Origin of the sequence: Streptomyces sp., assembly GCF_019510245.1 — a bacterium.
Classification (GTDB): domain Bacteria; phylum Actinomycetota; class Actinomycetes; order Streptomycetales; family Streptomycetaceae; genus Streptomyces.
Window position 1 is genome coordinate 175,055 of sequence record NZ_JAEKKT010000117.1, and the last position, 20,250, is coordinate 195,304.

At 69.2% G+C, this 20,250-nt stretch carries 13 protein-coding genes; 2 read left to right on the forward strand and 11 right to left on the reverse strand.

Going from position 1 to position 20,250, the window contains the following annotated elements; genetic code table 11:
- Positions 1-45: 45 nt before the first annotated feature.
- Entirely contained in the window at positions 46-1,140 is a 1,095-nt protein-coding gene (locus JF597_RS09290; protein WP_293991618.1) for a lactonase family protein, read from the forward strand.
- 907 nt (positions 1,141-2,047) lie between these two features.
- Here the strand turns inward: JF597_RS09290 and JF597_RS09295 are convergent.
- From JF597_RS09295 to JF597_RS09330, 8 genes are all read right to left on the reverse strand, one after another.
- The gene (locus JF597_RS09295; protein ID WP_293991621.1) at positions 2,048-2,251 is read right to left on the reverse strand and encodes a hypothetical protein; all 204 of its coding nucleotides are present in this window, start codon (positions 2,249-2,251) and stop codon (positions 2,048-2,050) included.
- Positions 2,248-2,535, reverse strand: a complete 288-nt coding sequence (locus JF597_RS09300) for a hypothetical protein (protein WP_293991623.1) — start codon at positions 2,533-2,535, stop codon at positions 2,248-2,250. The genes JF597_RS09295 and JF597_RS09300 overlap by 4 nt, the downstream gene beginning before the upstream one ends.
- A 39-nt stretch (positions 2,536-2,574) precedes the next feature.
- Positions 2,575-3,195 (reverse strand): hypothetical protein, encoded by a 621-nt coding sequence (locus JF597_RS09305; RefSeq protein ID WP_293991625.1) that lies wholly within the window; start codon positions 3,193-3,195, stop codon positions 2,575-2,577.
- 113 nt (positions 3,196-3,308) lie between these two features.
- Positions 3,309-3,884 carry a hypothetical protein gene (locus JF597_RS09310; RefSeq protein WP_293991628.1) on the reverse strand — a complete coding sequence of 192 codons (576 nt, stop codon included), beginning with the start codon at positions 3,882-3,884 and terminating at the stop codon, positions 3,309-3,311.
- 167 nt (positions 3,885-4,051) lie between these two features.
- Positions 4,052-9,301, reverse strand: a complete 5,250-nt coding sequence (locus tag JF597_RS09315; protein ID WP_293991630.1) for a hypothetical protein — start codon at positions 9,299-9,301, stop codon at positions 4,052-4,054.
- 10 nt (positions 9,302-9,311) lie between these two features.
- A complete protein-coding gene (locus JF597_RS09320; RefSeq protein ID WP_293991633.1) occupies positions 9,312-11,636 on the reverse strand; it encodes a hypothetical protein in 2,325 nt (774 codons plus the stop codon).
- 2,297 nt (positions 11,637-13,933) lie between these two features.
- A complete protein-coding gene (locus JF597_RS09325) occupies positions 13,934-14,665 on the reverse strand; it encodes a DUF2470 domain-containing protein (RefSeq protein WP_293991635.1) in 732 nt (243 codons plus the stop codon).
- A gap of 109 nt (positions 14,666-14,774) precedes the next feature.
- Positions 14,775-15,380, reverse strand: coding sequence for a TetR/AcrR family transcriptional regulator (locus tag JF597_RS09330; protein WP_293991638.1), 606 nt, complete (start codon positions 15,378-15,380; stop codon positions 14,775-14,777).
- A gap of 105 nt (positions 15,381-15,485) precedes the next feature.
- Between JF597_RS09330 and JF597_RS09335 the strand changes: the two genes are divergently transcribed.
- Positions 15,486-17,018 (forward strand): cytochrome P450, encoded by a 1,533-nt coding sequence (locus JF597_RS09335; RefSeq protein ID WP_293991640.1) that lies wholly within the window; start codon positions 15,486-15,488, stop codon positions 17,016-17,018.
- On the opposite strand, the gene JF597_RS09340 is transcribed toward JF597_RS09335, so the two are convergent.
- The 3 genes from JF597_RS09340 to JF597_RS09350 form a co-directional block, all read right to left on the reverse strand.
- Positions 16,977-17,810 carry a pentapeptide repeat-containing protein gene (locus tag JF597_RS09340; RefSeq protein ID WP_293991643.1) on the reverse strand — a complete coding sequence of 278 codons (834 nt, stop codon included), beginning with the start codon at positions 17,808-17,810 and terminating at the stop codon, positions 16,977-16,979. The two genes, JF597_RS09335 and JF597_RS09340, sit on opposite strands and share 42 nt — an antisense overlap.
- 128 nt (positions 17,811-17,938) lie before the next feature.
- Positions 17,939-18,835, reverse strand: coding sequence for an RNA polymerase sigma factor SigJ (gene sigJ / locus JF597_RS09345; protein ID WP_293991646.1), 897 nt, complete (start codon positions 18,833-18,835; stop codon positions 17,939-17,941).
- Positions 18,836-18,906: 71 nt separating this feature from the next.
- Entirely contained in the window at positions 18,907-20,208 is a 1,302-nt protein-coding gene (locus tag JF597_RS09350; protein ID WP_293991649.1) for an alpha/beta fold hydrolase, read from the reverse strand.
- Between the last annotated feature and the right edge of the window lie 42 nt (positions 20,209-20,250).

Sequence of the window (20,250 nt, forward strand, 5' to 3'; positions counted from 1 at the left end):
AAGGTGTGTCAGGTCCGGGGTGACTCACGACCTGAGGTGCGTGGCATGGGCAGTGGTACGGAAGGGACGCGCGGCGGCTGGAGCAGGCGCCGTTTCGTCGGCGCGCTGGGGGGTGCGGCCGCCGTGGTCGCGGTCCCGGCGCCGGCGGCACCGCCCGCGGAGCGGCCGCGCCGGGCCGTGCACCCGGCGGCCGGCGCCCCGGGGACGACCTCCTCGGCGCCCCGCCCGCTCTACCTCGGCACGTACACCTCCGTGGACGGCGGCGGCACCGGCATCGGCCTGGCCACCTACGATCCGGCGACCGGCGGGATCACCGGCGCCGGCACGCTCACCGGGGTCTCCGACCCGTCGTACCTGGCCGTCCACCCGGACGGTCGCACGCTGTACGCGGTGAACGAGCGCGCGGACGGCAGCGTGACCGCCGTACGCCTGTCGGACCGGCGGATCCTGGGCAGCCGGAGCACCGGCGGGGCCGGCCCGTGTCACGTGTCGGTCCATCCGACCGGCCGCTGGCTGCTGAGCGCCAACTACACCTCGGGCAGCGTGGCCGTGCACCCGATCGAGGCCTCGGGCGCCCTCGGCGAGCGCACGGACCTGGTCACGCACTCCCGCCCGGCGCCCGGGCCCGGCCAGCAGGGCCCGCACGCCCACCAGTTCATCACCAGCCCGGACGGAGGCCACGTGCTCGCCGTGGACCTCGGCACCGACACGGTCTACAGCTACCGCCTGGATCCCGCGCGGGGCACGCTCACCGAGGCCGCCCAGGCGCACACGAGGCCGGGGGCGGGCCCGCGCCATCTGACCTTCCACCCGGGCGGGCGGTACGCGTACCTGGCCGACGAGGTGGGAAACGCGGTCTCGGTCTGCGGCTACGACCCGGCCACCGGCCGGCTGACCGTCGGCAAGCCGCAGTCCACCGGCAGCGCCGCCGGCACCACCAACTACCCGGCCCAGTTCCTGGTCACCGCGGACGGCGCCTACGCCTATCTGGCCAACCGCGGCGACAACACGCTCGCGAGGTACGCGGTCGAGGCCGCCGGGGCCCGGCTGCGGCTGCTGGACACGGTGCCGGTGCACGGGGATTTCCCTCGCCAGATCGCCTTCTCCCCCGACGGCCGGCTGCTGTTCGCCGCGAAATAGCGGTCCGGCACTTTCGGCCGGGTCATCGTCCGGGGCAACGGAAGCCCTGACTGCCGGCGCACCTGGCGGACGTACGGCAGGGCCGCCACTGGGCCGGGCGGCTGATCGCCGGTTTCCGCACGCTGAGGCACGCCTGTCTCGGCGGGAGCCTGACTCTTGATCGTGAAGAGGAGTTTGCCGTCACCGGTGCGCCATTCCAACTCGGTGTCGCCCGTATGGCGGTAGCGGACGTACGATTCCTTGACCGTGAAGGTCGCGTGGGTCTGCGACTGGGACTGGAGCGTCTGGGACACCTGCCGGGACAAGGAGAGCCCTACGCCGGCCATCGGGGCGTAGCCCTTGACCGGGTGCGACTGCTGCGCCGCCGGATGGACCCAGCCCGCCACGTTGGCCGGCACCTGATAGCCGATCGCGCTCTTCTTCGTCTGTGTCCTGCCCCGGTCATGCCTCCGCCGTGGTCCAGCCGGGTCCGGAGCATGCTCACGCCGACCGGCCGCGCGTCCGCTTCGGTGGCGGGCCGCACGGTGACCCTGGCCCGGAAGTACCCCTGGAAGCCGCGCAGGCCCTGCGTGATCATGAGGGAAGACCGGGCCGCTGGTCAGCCACCACTGGCTGTCGTTGCGGCACCCCAATTCGTTGAGCAGCGGCAGGACCTGCGCGACCACCTTCTTGGCCGCGTCCGGAGCCAGCTCGCGGCCGCACAGCTCCGCCTGGGGCGCCGCGACTGTGGGCGTCAGGTCGACGGCGTTGACCACATCTCCCCCCTGCCGGAAGGAGCCGCTCGTGATGTCGCCGCCGAGCGCGGCGGAAGCCGCACAGCCCACAGGTCCACTGTCGTCCACCGGGCGAAGGTTGTCCGTCGGCACCAACGCGGGGGGAAGCTCGATGACAAGACCGAGGGGCGCCGTCACCCGTTCCGCCGGCGCCTCTCGCCGTCGGCGAACACCCGGATGCGCAGCGCGGCCTCGAACGGAACGGACGCCTCCGCCACCGTCTTGTGGCCGGTGATGACCGTCCGCTTCCGCTCTTCGGCGGTGCCGCGCGATGTCTCGACCGAGACGTGGGGAGCGGCCAGGACGAAAGTCGACGCGGCGGCCGTAGCGAGGTTCACCGCGGTGAAAAGCATCGTGTCGAGGCCATGAGCGCCTTTCTCGGATCGGCCTTCCGATGCGAGGTGGCGTTGTACCTCATCTTGCCCAGGTGCGCCTTGGAAGGAACCAGCATGTTCATCTTGTGCGCGGCTCCGTTTGCCAGAACCGTGCCGGGAGCGGGGGTGACCGTTCCCTGGCGACGGACCAGCGTGGCCTTGATGATCATGTCCGCAATGACGCGCAGCAGACGCCTGCCGACGCTCAGCCCACCCACCTGCCACCCGGCTTTGGCGTGGCTGAGCACAAGATTGAACCTCTGCTGAAGGGCGACGTTTGCGGTGAGCTACCCTGCGACGGGCCTGCTGGGGGCGGAGAACCTGGCACTCAGCAGCCCCCTGATACCGAGCGCGTTGAGGACCGATGTACTGCCCTGTACATACCGCGTGGCCGTGGTGAGGGCCTCGATTGACGGGTCAGTGGTACTGGGTCCGGTGCCGCGGTCGCCACCGGACAGGCTGGCGGTCAGCCGCAGGTGGCCGATGATGTGGCCGTCCTTGTCGTACAAGGTGGGGGACGTCAGAGAGCCATCCCACAGCTGATCGATGTTGACACGGATATGACCTTCCTGGAGGTAGTCCAACAGTGCCGTCATGGAATATTCCGCGAGACCGCCGAGCTGGCTCTCGAAGGAATGCATGATCCGGGCCCGGAGCAGGTCGTGGTGGGGAAGGGCACCGGTGCGTAGAGGGGGTAGCGTGTCGCGTAGCTCGCTGACCGGTACCGGTTCGTCCGACGGGCCGCCGGCGGTGACGGCAGCGGCCTCGTCGGGGGCGGCGAGGTGGTGGGGGACCGAGACCGTCAGTGGGTCCGGCACGGGACCACGCGCCGAGTGCCCGTCGGTATCGAGCGGCGGCTCGGACGACAGCAGATTCCGCTGGTGGTGCTCGCGGAGTTCCCAGTTCATCTCGTAGTCGATGGACCGAGAGGGCTCGTTGCTGCGAATGGGGTACAGCCCCCGAAGTGTTCTCGCCGGCACCTGCCGAAATGGCGAGCGCACGGTCAGTCCAGCGCCCAGCGTTACGCCCTGAAACTTTTGCCATCCCGGTCGATGCCTCTGGCGTAGTCATAACTTCCCGAGCGCACATTGCCGACCGCTGAGGCTCCGGTCGTGTCGGCGCCATCGGCGATCCAACGCTGGAGGCCGACCGGCGGGTCGGCAGGCGACTCGTCGACCCGCTGCGGGGAGGGGCCGACGACTTCGAGCGACACCCGCAGGGCGATCGGGTGGCTGTTCCCCCGGTAGGCGGCCGGCATGGGCCAGCCTGTTTCACTGATCAACTGGGTCCACTCATACCGCAGTCGCTCGGGAGTGACGACGCGGCGCACCGACTCCCGGAAGGTGTCGTCCGTTACTCCGTCCTTCTCGACGGAACGGAAGATCTCTTCGTGCAGCCACTCCACCGTCGCCTGTGAAATGGGCGCGACGTGCATCAGGGCCGTCGCGCCGTCGCGGTCGCGGGCCGTGCCGTAATCCGCCACCGACGGGGGCAGTCCGTCGGACCGGACGTTCCTCGGCTCGGGGACGGCATCGGCAACATCCGCCACCTCGAGGTGAGGAGCCGGGTGATCGGCCTGAGGGCCGGTCAGGGGCACGGCCTGGTGCCGACCGTTTACTGGCGTCTCGGTCTCGGCCGGACCAGCCAACGCCCTCGCCGCCCCGGCGGCGGGCTGCACGGATTGCCGCCCCGCCCGCACGCCTCCCCTATCCACCCAATGGCCGAACCAGGATTTCCTGGGATCGTAAGCTCGCGATTTCTCTATCAGCTCGTCGAATATTTCACTCCCGGATTCGGAACAAGGTAAAGATTGTGCTCCCATCCAGGGATATATATGTGCCAGGGGTACACTTTCGCGTTGACCCCGTACACTACGTCGACTTTTCCGGCCAACATGTCGGCCACTTCCTGGGCCAGCGGCTGGCTCCCCAGAACATTCGCGCGCTTTCCATACGGCCAGGAAGCGGCATGACACTGTATGAGTACAACAGCAATTTTTCTGGGCACAGCCTCTTGCCTGTTGCGGTGGATCAGCGCTTCCAGGCTCGGCCGCCTCCTCAGTTCCTCACCCAGAGCACGGCCACCTCTCTGCGTCTCTCCGCTACGCAACCCTATTTCCACCTCCTGCGGACTACCGTGCAGGTCGACGAAGTAGACGATCTTGTCTCGCCAGGGAACCTCAATAGCGGAAGAAAACTTGCCCGGAGCCTTCTGGATAGAATAAGTAGTAAACGAAGCGATATCCCTGAACGGCCCCGTTTCATCGTGATCCTCCAACCTGAAAGCCCGCCCTACCGGCATGTAATGCCGATCAGTCAGGACGGTGGAGACAGGGTCGGACGGACTCTTCCAGGCGACTCCTCCCGACCGCACCCATCGCCCTGTCGGGACGGAAGGATCAGGAACGAGATAACCTTCCGAGTTGATCTCGATCCGGTTGGTGAAGCCAAAAACCTCCCTGTGAATGATGGAGCTTACGAGGCGCTCCATATGCTCGGCCGCCGTGTAGTTTCCGGCCAACACCACCTCGGCATCACGCGGACGCAATGGATCCATCTCGATCAGCAGAGCGGCTTCTTTGGGTGTCAGTACGACGGCATGTCCGACGGCCTGTCGGTCCACTGTGAACGTCCAGTCCTCCGGGTCGAAGTCAGCCACCACCGGATAAAGATTCGTGCCCCACGGCGCCTCCCGCCATTCCCCCACATACATATCGGGAGATTCTGCGTCTACCTTCGTGGTACGCACGCTACTTATCCAGCTGAGGTTAAGGGCTCCAGATTGCAGACCGTCAAGCTTTTCCGTGCGTCCCCATACGCGAGCGGCAAACCAATCGGCACTGCCCAAAGTCGCCGGAGAGGTCAAATTTTCCCGCAGCAACACTTCTTTTAGAAAACCGAGTCGCACATCCCGCAGTCCATCGGGGGTCAACTCCACATCAGGAACCTTCGATGCGTGCTTTGCCGTGAACAGCAACTGCCAGTAAAGTTGCTCGTTGATCCATACCTCTTCGAAGCCGTCGGTATCGAGTCGGAGTACATACCGAGCAAGTTGTTCAGCGTCTACACTGCCTTTCGGCGGCAGCCCGGGAACACTATCCCACTCGGCATCCAGGTCCCCGTCCATGGAAAACCCCGGCGCCGGCACCCCGTCCCGGTCAGATCCACCGAACGCGCCGACCGGTTCCGCGAGCCGATAAGCCCAAGCCCGCCCATTACCCACACCACCCTGAACCATCCCGCCACCCCCGGCAACCACCGACTCCGCCACAGCCCCCGCCGCCGAACCCACCGGCACCGAACCGGGTACCTCCCCACCCACCGCCACCACACCCGCCGGCCGCGGCGAGAACCACCGCCACGCACCCCCCTCACCACCACCGCCCACCCCCACCGACAACGACACCGCAACCCGCTCACCCCCCACCACCTGATCCGCCCCCACCGTCACATCCCCCACCGGCGCCCACACACCCCTCACCACACCCCGCAGAGCATCAGCCACCTGCTGCCCCACCACGCCCGCCCCCGACTTACAGGCGAGCAGAACCAGTTCCACATCCTCACCAGTCAACTCCGCACCACTCAGCGCAGGACCCACCACACGCCGAGCAAACTCCCCCCCATCCACCCCAACCCGCACGCCACCCGAACCCACCGGATACACAGCACCCTCATCACCATGCACCGCGAAAAACGCCACCCGCCCACGCCCCGCAGCACCAGCCCACCCCACCGGCTCCTCCGACCCCTCCACCAACCCCACCACCCCCACCTCACCATCACGGCCATCACCGGCCACGTCCTCACGCCAGAAAGTCCCCAACCCCGGCAACTCCCCGACCAGCGCCCCCAAACGCCCACCATTCACATCATCAGTTATAGAAGTCCATACACCACCCGCGTGCCGCATCCCTACCTCAACCCCCACACCCCCACCCCTCACCCCACCCAAACGCACACCAAAAGGCCCCCCAGAGGACACCACACCAGCCCCACCACCCGACCGAGACACCCCCCACGAAGCGGACGGCGCAGACAGCCGCCCCGCCCGATTGCCGCTCATATCAACCCATTTGCCGAAAAACGCTTTCTTGGGTTCGAAGGATTGCGCAGCAGCCCACAGCTGTCTGAAGGCCAGCTCGCTAACGCCCTCTGGCGGGGTGTGTCGGTACTTATCGTCCTGCACGTACCTGACGATGTCGCCGAACCACATGTCGCCGTCGGCGGAACCGTAGCGGCCCGACGGATCAGTCCTCCTCAACACATCCGTCACGACAACGGCTCGCACGAGATCACGGTACGTTTCCCGACTTCCCACGTCCGGTCCGAACAACAACCGCAGCAGATACACCACTCCCCATGTTTCCTCGACGCCCACCCACCTTGTTTCCGGGACATAATCATTGGCATACCGAGCCAGGCCGGAGAGCTCATCGTCGCTCGGCATCGGCCGGGCCTCCACAATCATCGGAGGCTCGTTGTCCCGCTCAACGTACATATAATTCCTAGCATCTGCCTCCGCTTCGTAACTTCGCAGAACGCCTATAATAGTATTGGCTCCGTATATTACATCCACTTCCCCTTTCAACCCATCGCTCATCTGCTGAAGCGTCGACCGATTTTCTTTTTTGAGAATATTGACTTTCTCCGGAAAGGAAGCTGCATAACAAATCAAGCACACGGCAGCGGTCTGGCGGTTCGGAGTTTCAGATCTGCTCCGGGCGAACAAATTTTGCCGACTCCGCGAACGTTTCAATTGAGAAATCAGAGCAGTAACGTTCTCGCTCCGTCCATCACGCAATGGCAGGGTAACAGACTCCGGATCGCCATGTGCCCCGACGAAATAGGCGGTCTTGTCAATCCAAGGAACCTCACCAGCGAAAAGAAACGATTTCTCGCCCGTAGCGATCGAAAAGAACCTGAGCGACCCGAGTTCCCTTCTCGGCCCCAGATGCCTGTCGTGCTCCCCCGCCGTGTATTCCCGACCTATCGGCCGGTAATTCGCGTCAGTGAAGACGGCGGAGACATACCTGGACGGGTCCTCCCAAGGAATTCCTGCTGACCGCACCCATCGCCCCAGACGAATGGAACTGATTGGATTACGGTAAGGCGCGAGATAACCTTCCTTAGTGATCTCCAGTCGATGGGTGAACCCGAAAGCCTCTGCTTGAACGGCGACGAGGCGTTCTATACGCCGCGCCGTCTCGAAATCCCGGACGGCGGTATCGACGATGCGTTCCAAATGCCGGTCCGCCGTATAGTTCCCGACCAACGCAATATCGACGCCAGAAGGACGTTCAGGATCCATTGCGATCAGCCGAGCGAACTCAGGTGGCGTCAGTACGACGGCGTGCCCGTCAGCCAGAGCCTCCACCGTGATGGTCCAATCGCCCGGATCGACGTCGGCCACCACCGGATAAACCCTGTCACCCCACGGCGCCGGCTCCCGCACGTCCGGACGGTAGTAATACGCCATGACGGGGGCCCCCCCTCCTGACGGCTTCATCCATTCTTCTGCCCATGTAAACCCGTGATCTATACGGTTTAGGTCAAGCCCCGACGCCACCTCTGCGGTACGGTTCCACACACGGGCGGGAACCGGTATGACCAGATCCCCCTTGACCAAAGCCGCTGAAGAGGCTGTGTCATCCGACAGCAACACTTTACGGAGAAAATCAAGACGCGCATGGCGCAGTACGTCACGGAAAGGCACATCAGTGACATGCGGAAGAATATTTGCTGCGCGCTGTGTCGTGAACAGCAGCTGCCAGTAATGCTTCTCCGTGATCGCCGCGTTTTGGAAGCGGCTGTCATCGAGCTGGAGTACATACCGAGCAAGCTCTTCCGCTTCTGGTTTCTCCCTCGGCGGCAGCCACCTGACTTTCCGCCACTCGGTATCCAGCCCGCCGCCGTGCAGGGAATGTGCCGGGTATGCCGCCGGGGGGCGTGCGGAGAGCCAGTGCACCTTCCCCGCGGGGACGGCTATCGGGTGATGGTCGGCATGCGGGGAGGCGACCGGATCCGGGACCGGGCCGCGCACGGGAATGAGGTGCTCGGGCAGCCACCTGCGAACCCAAGCCTGCGCCGGCGTGCCGGCATTCCCGACCAGTGCCTCGACACCCCCCACCAGTGACCGGAGTGCCGGCACCAGGTCCGCCAGGCCCTCCCCGGCCCAGTCCGCAAGCGGTTCAGGGCCCCGTGGCACGGCGGCCAGGTAACCCACGATCTGCTCGAACATCATGACGGAACCGTGCAGACCCGGCACATCGGTCCGGCGCCGCCGGTCTGTCATCGCGACGGCGCGCACCAGCGACTCGTAGTCCGCCCTGTCGTCCACGTCCGCCGTGAACAGCAGCCGCAGCAGCCACACCACCCGCAGCACGTCCCCCGGCGACGTCCCCGTGAGCCGGGCCAGCTCCGCAATACGCCCCGCATCCGGCCGCGGCCTGAACTTCACATACACCCCAACCGCCCGCGGACCCCCCAGCAGCAGAACATCCTCAGCCGCCGCTGCAGTATCCCCTGCACGAACAGGACCGACACCGATCTCCGTATCCGGCGCGAAGACCGCCCGCACAACACCGGCCAGCGCGTCGACGAGCTCCTGGGGCCCAGGCTGCTTATCACCCAGCAGATCCACAACCGCCTTTCCTTCGGGGAAGGAAGCCAGATTGCACGCATGCATGACAAGATCGGGCCTTCCGGCTTCCGGGTGCCGGTCACTCCACTCCTGCACACCGGGTGCCAGCACACGCACCAGGTCTTTGCCGGACAGCAGCCGCTTGTGCCCCTGCCGCGTGGTCACCTCGACCCGGCCAGGCACCCCGTGCGCCACCACGTGATACACATCCATGCCGTCCCAGGCCACCCGCCGCACCGACGACGTCCCAGAGGCTCCACCGGCGTAGTAAACCCGCGCCCGCGGCAGAACAGCATGAGCACGCAAGGAGGCCTCACCCTCCGGCAGGAACGACACGCCCGCCGGCTTCCCCTCCGCATCCGTCAGCACCACACTCCGGATCTCATCCCCGCCCCCCCAAAGAACCCGCCCCGGCCCAGACACACCACCCCCCTCCACCCCACCAGAACCAACCAACACCCCCGCAACCACCCCACCCACCGCACCGCCCCTGCCCACCGCACTGGTAGGCGGTGAACCAGTCATCACGGTCCTGCCCGCCGATACGGGCCAGGTCCTCCTCCGCGAGGCCCCGACCGGCCGCGGAAGCACGAAAACCCCCGGCCCATGCCTCAAGGCCGCCGGTGGCACTGACCTCGAAACGCACATGCGCCGGCAGCTCCCCGCTCAGACTCCGCCGGCCGTCATGCCAGCGGTCCATCTCCCCGGCCCCGGCCGGCCCGCTCTCCAGCGAGGCGAACAGCCCGTCGAACAGAGCGGTCACCCGCTCGGCATGCCCCTCCACCAGCCGGTCCACGGCATCCGAGGGAGCGGACGGCGCCTGTTGCCGGACCAGGCCGGCCGCCTCGGCCCTGGCCCCCGACTCGGCCAGATTCCGGGCCACCGACAACGCGACACCCCGGTCCACGACACCGGCCCCGGTGTGCTCGGTGATGATCCGCCCGAAAACACCGGCATCCGGCCCGCCCTCGGCCGCCCACCGGTCCAGTTCCTCATGGATACGATGCCCCAGAACCAGAGCCGCACGCTGCTGGACGGCCCTGTCGGCGTCGTGTTCGTGAACCGGGAACACGTCACGGAAGTGCTCGCCGAGGCTCTCCATGGCCGACTTCCAGTCACCAGACGCGGCCGACCCGCCTACGGCCTCGACCGCCTTACGGGCGGCCGTCTCCTTGGCTATGTGCAGTTCGATACGGGCCGCCAGTTCCCCGACCCGCACCTGCCGCAGCTCCCGCCAGCGCCGCTCGGCACCGTCACGCTCCTCGCCATACCGCCGTACGTCACCCGGAGGGCCGAATATGTCCAGGCGGTCCTGCTCGAATTGCGCCAGCCACTGCCCCAGCAAACGCTCCCGGCCACCCGCGGACAGCCGCGACCCGAACACCTCACGCACGACGAGCACACCGTCGTGCCCCGGCACCACGAGGTCTTCAACGGCACCGCCGGCGCCACGTCGGTCCACGGCGTCCGCCGCGTCCACGGCCACCGTGAAACGCTCTCGCGCCTCCTGACGGCCGGCCTCGTCGGCCACCGCGTGGTCGAAGAGCTCATGCAGCCGCGGAAACGCGGAGGCCAGCCGCCCCACCACCCGCTCAACGCTCCCGGTCAGCCGCGAGGACACAGCGGACGCATCCGGCCGGTCCGCCGCAGACGTGCCGGCCGCACGGGGGCGTGCGTCATCGGACTCGGGACCGTCGACCTCCTCGTCGCCAGACCCGTCACCGCCAGACCGATCACCGCCAGATCCGTCACCGCTGAACCATGCGTCGCCGGGTGCCGTGCCGGGGGCGGCGAGCCGGGCGTCCATGGCACGTGTCATCTCGGCGAGCAACCGCTGCGGCCCCACCCTCATCGCCGCGGGAGTAACCAAACTCTCCACAGCGGAACGCACCTGCCGCTCGAACACTTCCCACGCCGCCTGCAGAATCCGTTCCGCCGACGTGCTCTCCCCGGGGAAGGCCTCATCCTGATGCCCGCTCTCACCCGCCGACGGCTCCGGTACCCGGTCCGGACCGGGACGCTGCAGCCACTCCCGTCGCTCGACGGGCAGGGCACGCTGCCAGGCACCAAAAACCTGCTCAGACCACCGGCCGGCCAGCGTGACAGCATGCTCCATGACCAGCTGTCGGTCCAGATGAGCCGTCAGCCCCGACAACGTGTCGAGTACGTCCGCCGTACCGTCGTCCAGCCGACGCCCCACCCGGACCTCGGCCTCCGCACGGACCCGGGCAAGTACCCGCTCCCGCAGCTCGCCGCCGCGCCCGGGGCCATCCGGACCTGCCGCCCCGCCATCCGTGTCCGCGTACACGTCCGACAGACCATCCGGCTCCGCCTCCGGGACACCGCCGGTATAGCTCGCTGCCCACCCGGCAAACCGGTCCCCGAAACGCTGCTGCCGGGCGGCATCATCCTCAGCCTGCGCTAGTTCCGCCTCCCGCAGGGAGACCATACGCACCTGCTCGGCATGCCAGCGCCGGGCCGATGCCCAGACCTTGTCAAGGTCCACCCAGTGAGGCGCTTCAGTGAAATGCTCATGTCCGGTGACGGGCGCAAGCGACGGCGCGACCTCCTCATGCAACTCCCGGATGAACCGGGTCGCCTCAGCCCGAACCTCCTGCTCCAACCCAGCGCCCGCGCCCTCCCCACCCACGGCCGACCGGTCCGCCACCCGGCTCTCCACCCACTCCTGCTGCTCCCGCAGAGTCATGGCCCGCAACGGCACCGCACCGGCACCCGCGCCCGCAGCCGCAGCCGCAGCCGGGCGGGACACCCGCGGGACCGGATCCCCACCACGAGCAGCACCAGGACCGGCATCGGGACCAGGCCCAGGACCGACATCCGGGCCGGGACGGGCAGAGGCCGCCGTAGCCGCGCGGAACCGGTCGCGCTCCACCACCAGCCGCTCCACAAGCCCCCGCACCACCGAGACCGAGGACGCCTCAGCCCGCACCGGCACACCCCCCGCACGGGGATTACGCGTCAAACCCACCGGCCCGTCGGCACCCCGCACCGCCTTCGACTCCTCCTCACCACCCGCCACCATGCCGTCACCACTACGCCGACCGGGCAGAACCGTATCCACACCCGGCAGTCCGGCCGACCCACGCGATGCCCCGACAGCCGCTCCGGCAGCAGACGGTCCGCCCCCGGCGCTGTTCCCGATGGCGGAGGCCGTGGCGGCACCACCAGCAGCCGAAGACACCCCCACACCAGAAGCCTGTACAAAAGCCGCCGCCGAACCGTCCCCCACCACAAAACCACCCGCACCGTTGTCGGTGACACCAGCACGCGCACCCGCGGCCGCGGCCTGCACACGCGCTACATCCCCCTCCAGCGCGCGCGCACCCGCATTCTTCGCCTGCAAATGCGCCGTATGCCCCTTGATGAGATCGGCGTCAACAATCCCACCCACAGCCCCCGACAAAAACCCATACCCCAGCTCCGCACTCGTCCCCGAACTCTCCCCCGACATATCTTCAGCCGCCTTGGAAGCCACCACACCCGACACACCCCACGCCACAGCCGCCGTCACCGGAGAACCCGGCGAACCCGACCCCCGCCCCCTCACCCCACCCACAACCACACCAACCAAACCCTCCTTCCCCACACCAACCACCGGCTTCTCATCCCCCACACCCACACCCCCATCCACCGACTCCGCACCACCACCCCCCACACGAACAGCCCCACCAGACCCACCCCCAGGACTCACCACGGCCGGCCCCGAACCCCCCTCCGCCCCCCTGCCACCACCCGGAAGCTTCTTCCCCGCAGCCAGAACACCCCCCGCAACCGCACCACTAATCGCGCCCGACTTGAGATCAGAAAGAACCATCTCCCAATCAACACCGTCCCGAGTACCCTCCGCCTCCTGCGACAACTGAACCAACAAGTCCAGCCCCGCATTCATCCCCCCACCCACAGCCGCATACTGACCCGCATCCACCGCCACCGCCACCAGCAAATCCCGCAAACTCACCATCGCAGCCTCAATATCCCCCGCAATCCCCCCCGCCTCCGCCGCGGCAACCGCCGTCATCCGAGTCGTCAACGCCACCCGGAACTTCTGAATAGCCGACCGCCCCGCAACCACCAAAGCCTCAACAGCCTCCGGCGCACACATCGCGACATGCACCACCTCCACCGCCACCACAGCCATCATGCCGACCGTCATACGCTTGCCGAACTGCACCGACACCGCCGCATCACGCAACATCGAACCCATACCCGCACTCGACGACGCCAGCGCAGGAAGACTCTCCTCAAGCTGCCGCAAATACGCATCCATCGCCTCAGCAGCAGACCCCGAACCACTCTCCCGCAACCGCGCACGCGCCCCACTCACCCCCGCCCGCGCATGACCCAAAAACCTCACCGACCGCGAATGATCCACACCCAAATCAAGCAGCCCAGACTCACTCGCCTTGGGCCAACTACTCCCAATCAACAAAGGCACAATCCACCTCAACCACGACGGCAGAACAAGATCACGCATAACTACCACTCGCACTTCGCCTCAACCACCCCACCACACGAACACACACCCACACACCCACCCACACACCCACACACCCAGCAACCGGCCGCGCGCGGGCGACACTCGCACACCACAGCACTCACGACGATCCGATCCCTCATCCAGCCCGGCAGCATCCACCCCACCAATCAAACTAAAAACAACACCCCCCACCCCACACCTCGCAGCCCCACACCGGCACCCCGAAGACCCCACCCAGTACCCGTCCATACCCGCCAGGCCAGGACCTCCCCCGATTCCGCAGCCTCAGAAGACGATGCAGGTCCGGGTGCGCTCGTACGCGGCACGGATCGCCGGGACGAGCAAACGGTCCTGCCCATGGCCCGCGGGACGGTCCCAATCGAGCGCCCCCATCGCCAACAACCGCTTCAGAACTTCGCCGGCCACGTCGAGGGAGCACCCCAGCGAGCCTCTTCACCGTCGACCCGGACCGCGGTGAACTCCGGCTCGCGGGCGAGCCGTTCACGTCACCGGTCGCGGTCTGCGCGCTGCCGCTGTAGCGCCCGCGGGCAGGCGGCGGCCGCGCCCGCCCGGGCCAGCAGGACGTGCATGCGCTCGGCGAGCTGGGCGACGTCGTCGGCCGGCGCGTGGAAGGCTAGCCGTGCGTCGCCCTGGGCTCGCGTGCGTTCGATGCGCAGGGTCAGTCCGTGCCGGTCCACGGCGAGGGGCCGGACGCGGGTCGCGGCCTGCAGGCTCCCGGGCTCGACGAGCCGGGTGAGCCGCTCGACGGCGTCCGGGTGGGCGTCGGCGAGGTGGGTGAGCAGTTGGGCCTCGGCGCCGGCCAGCGGATCGGGGTTCGCGGCGGCGAACTCGTCGAGGTCGACGGCCACCGCGCCGGAGGGCCGGCGCAGCACCACGCGGGTGGGCCGGAAGACGAGGTGCTCGCCGGCGGGGGTGAACCAGCCGGCCATCCAGAGCCGGGCCCGGATCCGGCTGCGCACCGGGACGGGTGCGACGTCGGCGAACTCCAGCACCGCAGACGGCTCACCGCGCGGCGCGCAGAGCGCTGCCGTGCGCAGGGCGCCGTCCTCGGGCACGTGCAGCAGCACCCGGCCGTCGTCGGCGACGGCGTGTGCGCCGACGTACTCCTCGCGCCCGCCGTCCGCGGTCACCGTGCACGACCACGCGACGGTCAGCAGGGACCGGGCCTGCTCCGCCGCGCCCGGTCCGGCCGCCCAGGCTGCCTGTTCGTCACCCATCGCGAACCTCCTTAGGTAAGCCTTGCCTAACTTAGCGAAGATCGAGGAGTACGCCAAGCACGCCCCACGCCGGGCACGTGCGGAAGGGGGAGAGAAGGGACCGGGACGGTCAGGAGATGACGCCCAGCAGGGCCCGTGCGCACAGGTCCCGCACCTGTTCCCGTGTCAGCTCCTCGGTGCGCAGCCACTCCAGGCATACGTGCGTGGTGAAGGCGAGCCAGCCGCGCACCGCGAGGCGGGCGTCAGGGCGCTGCTCGAGGGCGGGGCCGAACTCGGGGTCGGCGGCCAGGGCGGCGAGGGTCTGGCGCTCCTGGGCCGCCTGCGCGTGCCGGTAGACGCGGCGCACGGCTTGGTCGCCGGAGGCCTCGGCACGGTGGAACGCCCGGAAGCCGTGCGCGTGGGTGTGGACGTAGTCGAGGTAGATGTCCAGGCTCGCGTTGAGCTGCTCGCGCGCGGGCACGCCGGGCTCGGCCGCCGTCATCCGCTGCATCCGCTCGCTCTCCCGCTCCACGACCGCCGCGAAGAAATCGCGCTTGGTCGGGAAATAGTGGTACAGCAGACCTCGGGAGACCCCGGCGATCTCGGCGACCTGCTCGATCCACACGTCGCCGTAGGGACTCTCGGAGAAGAGCCTGGCCCCGACCGAGAGGAGCTGCTCACGGCGTTCCGCGGTACTGAGCCTGCGGCGGGTGCGCCCACTCGGATTCGCGGCCATGACCGCACCTTACTTGACGTGGGTTCAGCAACGGGACGAGACTAGCCGCTTATTGAACCCACGTACAACTAGCTCACCTGCCGCAGCAGCGAGGGAGATCGCGTCATGGCGGAGACGGTCACGCGGACGGAGGAGGACGCCCCGCTGCCCAAGGGGTTCCGGGGCGCCGAACAGGGCTGGCCCGAGCTGAGCCACATCCCCCGTCCGCCGCGCCGGCTGCCCCTGCTCGGCGACGTCCTGGGCGTCGACCGGCGCACGCCCCTGCAGGACTCGATGCGCCTGGGCGCCCAGCTCGGCCCGATCTTCCGCCGTAAGGCGTTCGGCAACGAGTTCGTTTTCGTGTGGGGTGCGGAACTGGCCGCCGACATGGCCGACGAGTCGCGCTTCGCCAAGCACGTGGGGCTCGGGGTGGCCAATCTCCGTCCGGTCGCCGGGGACGGCCTGTTCACGGCGTACAACCACGAGCCGAACTGGCAGCTGGCGCACGACGTGCTGGCACCGGGCTTCAGCCGGGAGGCCATGGAGGGCTACCACGCGATGATGCTCGCGGTGGCCGGGCGGCTGACCGACCACTGGGACCGGGAGCTGGCGGCCGGCCGCCGGGTGGACGTGCCCGGCGACATGACCAAACTGACCCTGGAGACGATCGCCCGCACCGGGTTCGGGCACGACTTCGGCTCGTTCGAACGGGACCGGCCGCACCCCTTCGTCACCGCGATGATCGGCACGCTCACCTACGCGCAGCGCCTGAACAGCGTGCCCGGGCCGCTCGCCCCGCTGCTGCTGCGGCAGGCAGCCCGGCGCAACGCGGCCGACATCGGCTTCCTCAACCGCACCGTCGACGATCTCGTCACCGAGCGGCGCCGGACCAGCCGCGGGGAGGGCGACCTGCTCGACCGGATGCTGGAGACGGCCCATCCGCAGACCGGTGAGCGGCTGTCCGCCGAGAACGTGCGGCGGCAGGTGATCACGTTCCTGGTGGCCGGCCACGAGACCACCTCGGGCGCGCTCTCCTTCGCCCTGCACTACCTCGCCCTGCACCCCCGGATCGCCGCCCGGGCCGCCGCCGAGGTGGACCGCGTCTGGGGCGACACGCCCGCTCCGGGCTACGACCAGGTGGCCAGGCTCCGCTACGTCCGCCGGGTCCTCGACGAGTCGCTGCGGCTGTGGCCGACGGCTCCCGCGTTCGCCCGCGAGGCCCGTGAGGACACCGTGCTGGCCGGGCGGCATCCGATCCGCCGGGGCGGCTGGGCGCTGGTCCTGACGCCGATGCTGCACCGGGACCCCGAGGTGTGGGGCCCGGACGCCGAGAGCTTCGACCCGGACCGGTTCGACGCGAAGGCGGCACGGGGCCGGGCCCCGCACACCTTCAAGCCGTTCGGCACGGGGGCGCGCGCCTGTATCGGCCGCCAGTTCGCCCTGCACGAGGCCACCCTCGTCCTCGGCCTGCTGCTGCGCCGCTACGGCCTCGTGGCCGACCCGGACTACCGGCTGCGGGTGACCGAGCGGCTGACGCTGATGCCGGAGGGGCTGCGGCTGCGGCTGGAGCGGCGCACCCCCGCCCCGGCGCCGGTGACCGTGCCGGACGCGCCCGCGTCAGAGAGCGGCGGCCGCCCAGTGCACGGGGCGGGTGACTGACGCCGGCAGGCGCGTCCCCGCGTTGCCCCGGGCCGCGTCGAGCTGGGGCTGGGTCAGGAAGAAGGCGCCGGTGAGGTCCGCGTCGCCGAGGCCGGCGTCCCGCAGGTCGGCGCCGATCAGGTCCGCGTCGCGCAGGTCGGCCCCGGTGAGGTCGGCGGCGATGAGACAGGCGCCGCGCAGACTCGCCCCGCGCAGGTCGGCGCCCCTGAGCCGGGCGCCCACCAGGTCGGCGCCCCGCCGGTCCTTCTTCTTCCCCCGCACCCCCGCCCGGACCAGCTCGCTGGTCCGCAGCAGCAGCACGTTGACCTCCTGCCGGTGCGCGGCCACGTCGAGGGCGGCCAGCTCCCCGGGCGTGCCGAGGCTCAGTTGCTCCGTCTTCCGCAGCGCGGCGCGCAGATCGGCGTGGACGGGGCGGGCGGCGGCCAGGCCGAGGGCCTCGGTCAGATACCAGAGCAGCTCGTGGAGCTGGCGTACGACGGGGAAGGCGTCGAACATCCGGCGGGCGTCCGCCGCCGGTCCGCTCCGCCAGTCGCGGCCGCCGAAGGTGACCTGTGAGACCTTCTGCCCGGCGCCGAAGCAGTCGTAGACCGTGCAGCCACTGAACCCCTTCTGCCGCAACTCGGCGTGGATGCCGCAGCGGTGGTCGCCGCCGAGGTTGCGACAGGGCTTTCCGGCGGGCTTGTCGACCGCGAAGTCCGCCGACGCGGCGAACGGCAGGGCGACACAGCACAGGCCGAAACAGCGGGCGCAGTCCCCGCTCAGCCGGCCACGTTCGGATATCTGTTCTGGCACCCGCGCAGCCTACTGACCGGCGCGGACCTCGTCCCCCGCGGAGGCGCTGTCTGACGTGATCATCGGGTGCACCCGCTTCGACGGACCGTGCGCCCCGAAGGCCCCGGCCGCCGCCGTCCGAACGGCGGTCAGCCGTCCCCGGCGGGGAAGTCCAGGCGGTCCAGCCGCTCGGGGTCGGCCAGGATGTACATCCCGGTGATCCGGCCGTCGGCGACGGTGACCGCCATGACGGAGAGCGGGCGTCCCTCGGGCGCGGTGACCATGCCGACGGTGCCGTTGACCAGCGCGAGGTGCGCCGAGTCGGCGAACTGCCGGAAGGTGAGGGCCTGTTCGGCCACCGTCCGCGCCCCGTGCAGCACCTTGGAGGCGGCGGCGCCGCGCACCAGCGCGCCCGAGTCGACGCGCAGCACCACGTCCGGGTGGAGCAGCGCGACCAGCGCCTCGAAGTCGCCGCACCGGGAGGCGGCCAGGAAGGCGTCGAGGACCTGGCGCTGCCTGCCCAGGTCCGGGTCGGCCGACAGGGAGGCCCCCTGCACCCGGCGGCGGGCCCGGCTGGCCAGTTGCCGGGTGGCCGCCGAACTGCGCTCCACGATCGGCGCGATGTCGTCGAAGGGGACCGAGAACAGGTCGTGCAGGACGAACGCCAGCCGCTCGGCGGGCTCCAGCGTCTCCAGGACGACGAGGAGGGCGAGCCCGACGGAGTCCGCCTCCAGGACCTCCTGTTCGGGGTCGGCGCCCGACAGCGGTCTGATCACCGGGTCCGGGACGAAGGTCTCGTCGATGGGCTGCTCGCGGCGCGCGGCACGGGAGCGCAGCATGTCGAGGCAGACCCGGCCGACCACGGTGGTCAGCCAGCCGCCCAGGTTCCTGATCCCGTCCGCGTCGGCGCGGCCCAGCTTGAGCCAGACCTCCTGGACGGCGTCCTCCGCCTCGGCGAACGAGCCGAGCATCCGGTAGGCCACCGCGCGCAGTTGGCCGCGGTGTTCCTGGAAGCGGCCGGCCAGCAGTTCCGTGTCCATGGTCATGTCCCCCATTCCTCCACGGCCGCAGACCAGGCGGCCCCGCCCCGCCCGCAACCTGTTTTACCGGCGGGGGCTCACACCTCGTCGCGGGCGAGCGCGAGGAGCCGGTCCAGGACCCGGGGGGAGCCGACGCGCAGTCCGTCGTGCTCGAACTCGTCGGTGACCCAGGTGCGCAGGCCCCGGACGGCCCGGGCGGTGGCCAGCGAGTGCCCGGCGTCGACGTACATGTCGTCGTGGTAGACGGCGGCGGCGACCGGAACCTCGTTGGCGGCCAGCCGGGCCGGGTCGTACAGCGGCTGCCAGTCGGTGCGGGCGGCGAGCAGGTCGGCCGCCGCCTTCAGGGGCCGCAGGGCCGGGTCCGTCTCGAACATCCAGGGGTGCACGGTCTCCCCGGTGAACAGCACCGGGGCGTCACCGGCGAGCGCCTTGGCCGCGTCGAACTGCGGGAACTCGGCGCGGACCCGCTCGGCCGCCCAGTCGGTGGGGCGCGCGTCCTGGCCGTAGATCGGCTCGTGGACCAGGGCGTACAGCGGGTTGCTCGCGTACGACAGCAGGCCCTGGACCTGTTCCTGGAAGGCGTCGGAGAGTTCGGGGCCGGAGGGGGTGGGGACGAAGGCGTCCTCCAGGAGGAAGTGCAGGCGGTGGCTGCCGTCGCTCATGCCCAGCATCAGACCGAGGGACTGGAAGGCCTCGACGGTGAGCCGGTAGCCGTTCGGCAGCAGCGTCTCGTGCTCCAGGAGGTGCCCGGCGATCCGGCGGGCCCGCTCGACGTCCTGCGGGTAGCGGTCGTAGTGCGCGGTGACCTTGCGCTCGATGCGCGGGTAGGCGGCGCGGTAGACGTCGTCGGCGTGCGCGTCCAGGGAGGGCAGGCCGCCGGTGATCACGGAGGTCGTGAGCCCCTCCGGGAAGAACGACAGGTAGGTGACCGTGCAGAAGCCGCCGAAGCTCTGGCCCAGGGTCGTCCACGGGGCGCCGCCGGTGACCTGCGGGCGGATCGCCTCGCAGTCCCGGACGATCGAGTCGGCGCGGAAGCGGGCCAGGTAGTCGGCCTGGGCGGCCGGGCCGCCGCGGAGCGGGAGGGTCTGCCGGTTGACCGGGGTGGAGCGGCCGGTGCCGCGCTGGTCGAGGAGCAGCACGCGGTAGTCCGCCAGGGCCCGGTCGAGCCAGGCCTGCCGCCCGACGAAACGATTCGCTCCGAAGCCGGGACCACCCTGCAGGTACAGCAGCCAGGGCAGCTCCTGGTCCGCCTTGTCGCTCGCGACCGCTTCCCGGGCGTACAGCTCGACGGTCTCGCCGTCCGGGTCCGCGTGGTCGAGGGGGACGGTGAAGCGGCGGTCGGTGAGGACGACGCCAGGCTGGCGGTAGCTGAGGCTCAACGTTTCTCCCGGGACGGACGGACGGACGCGTGCCAGTTCAGC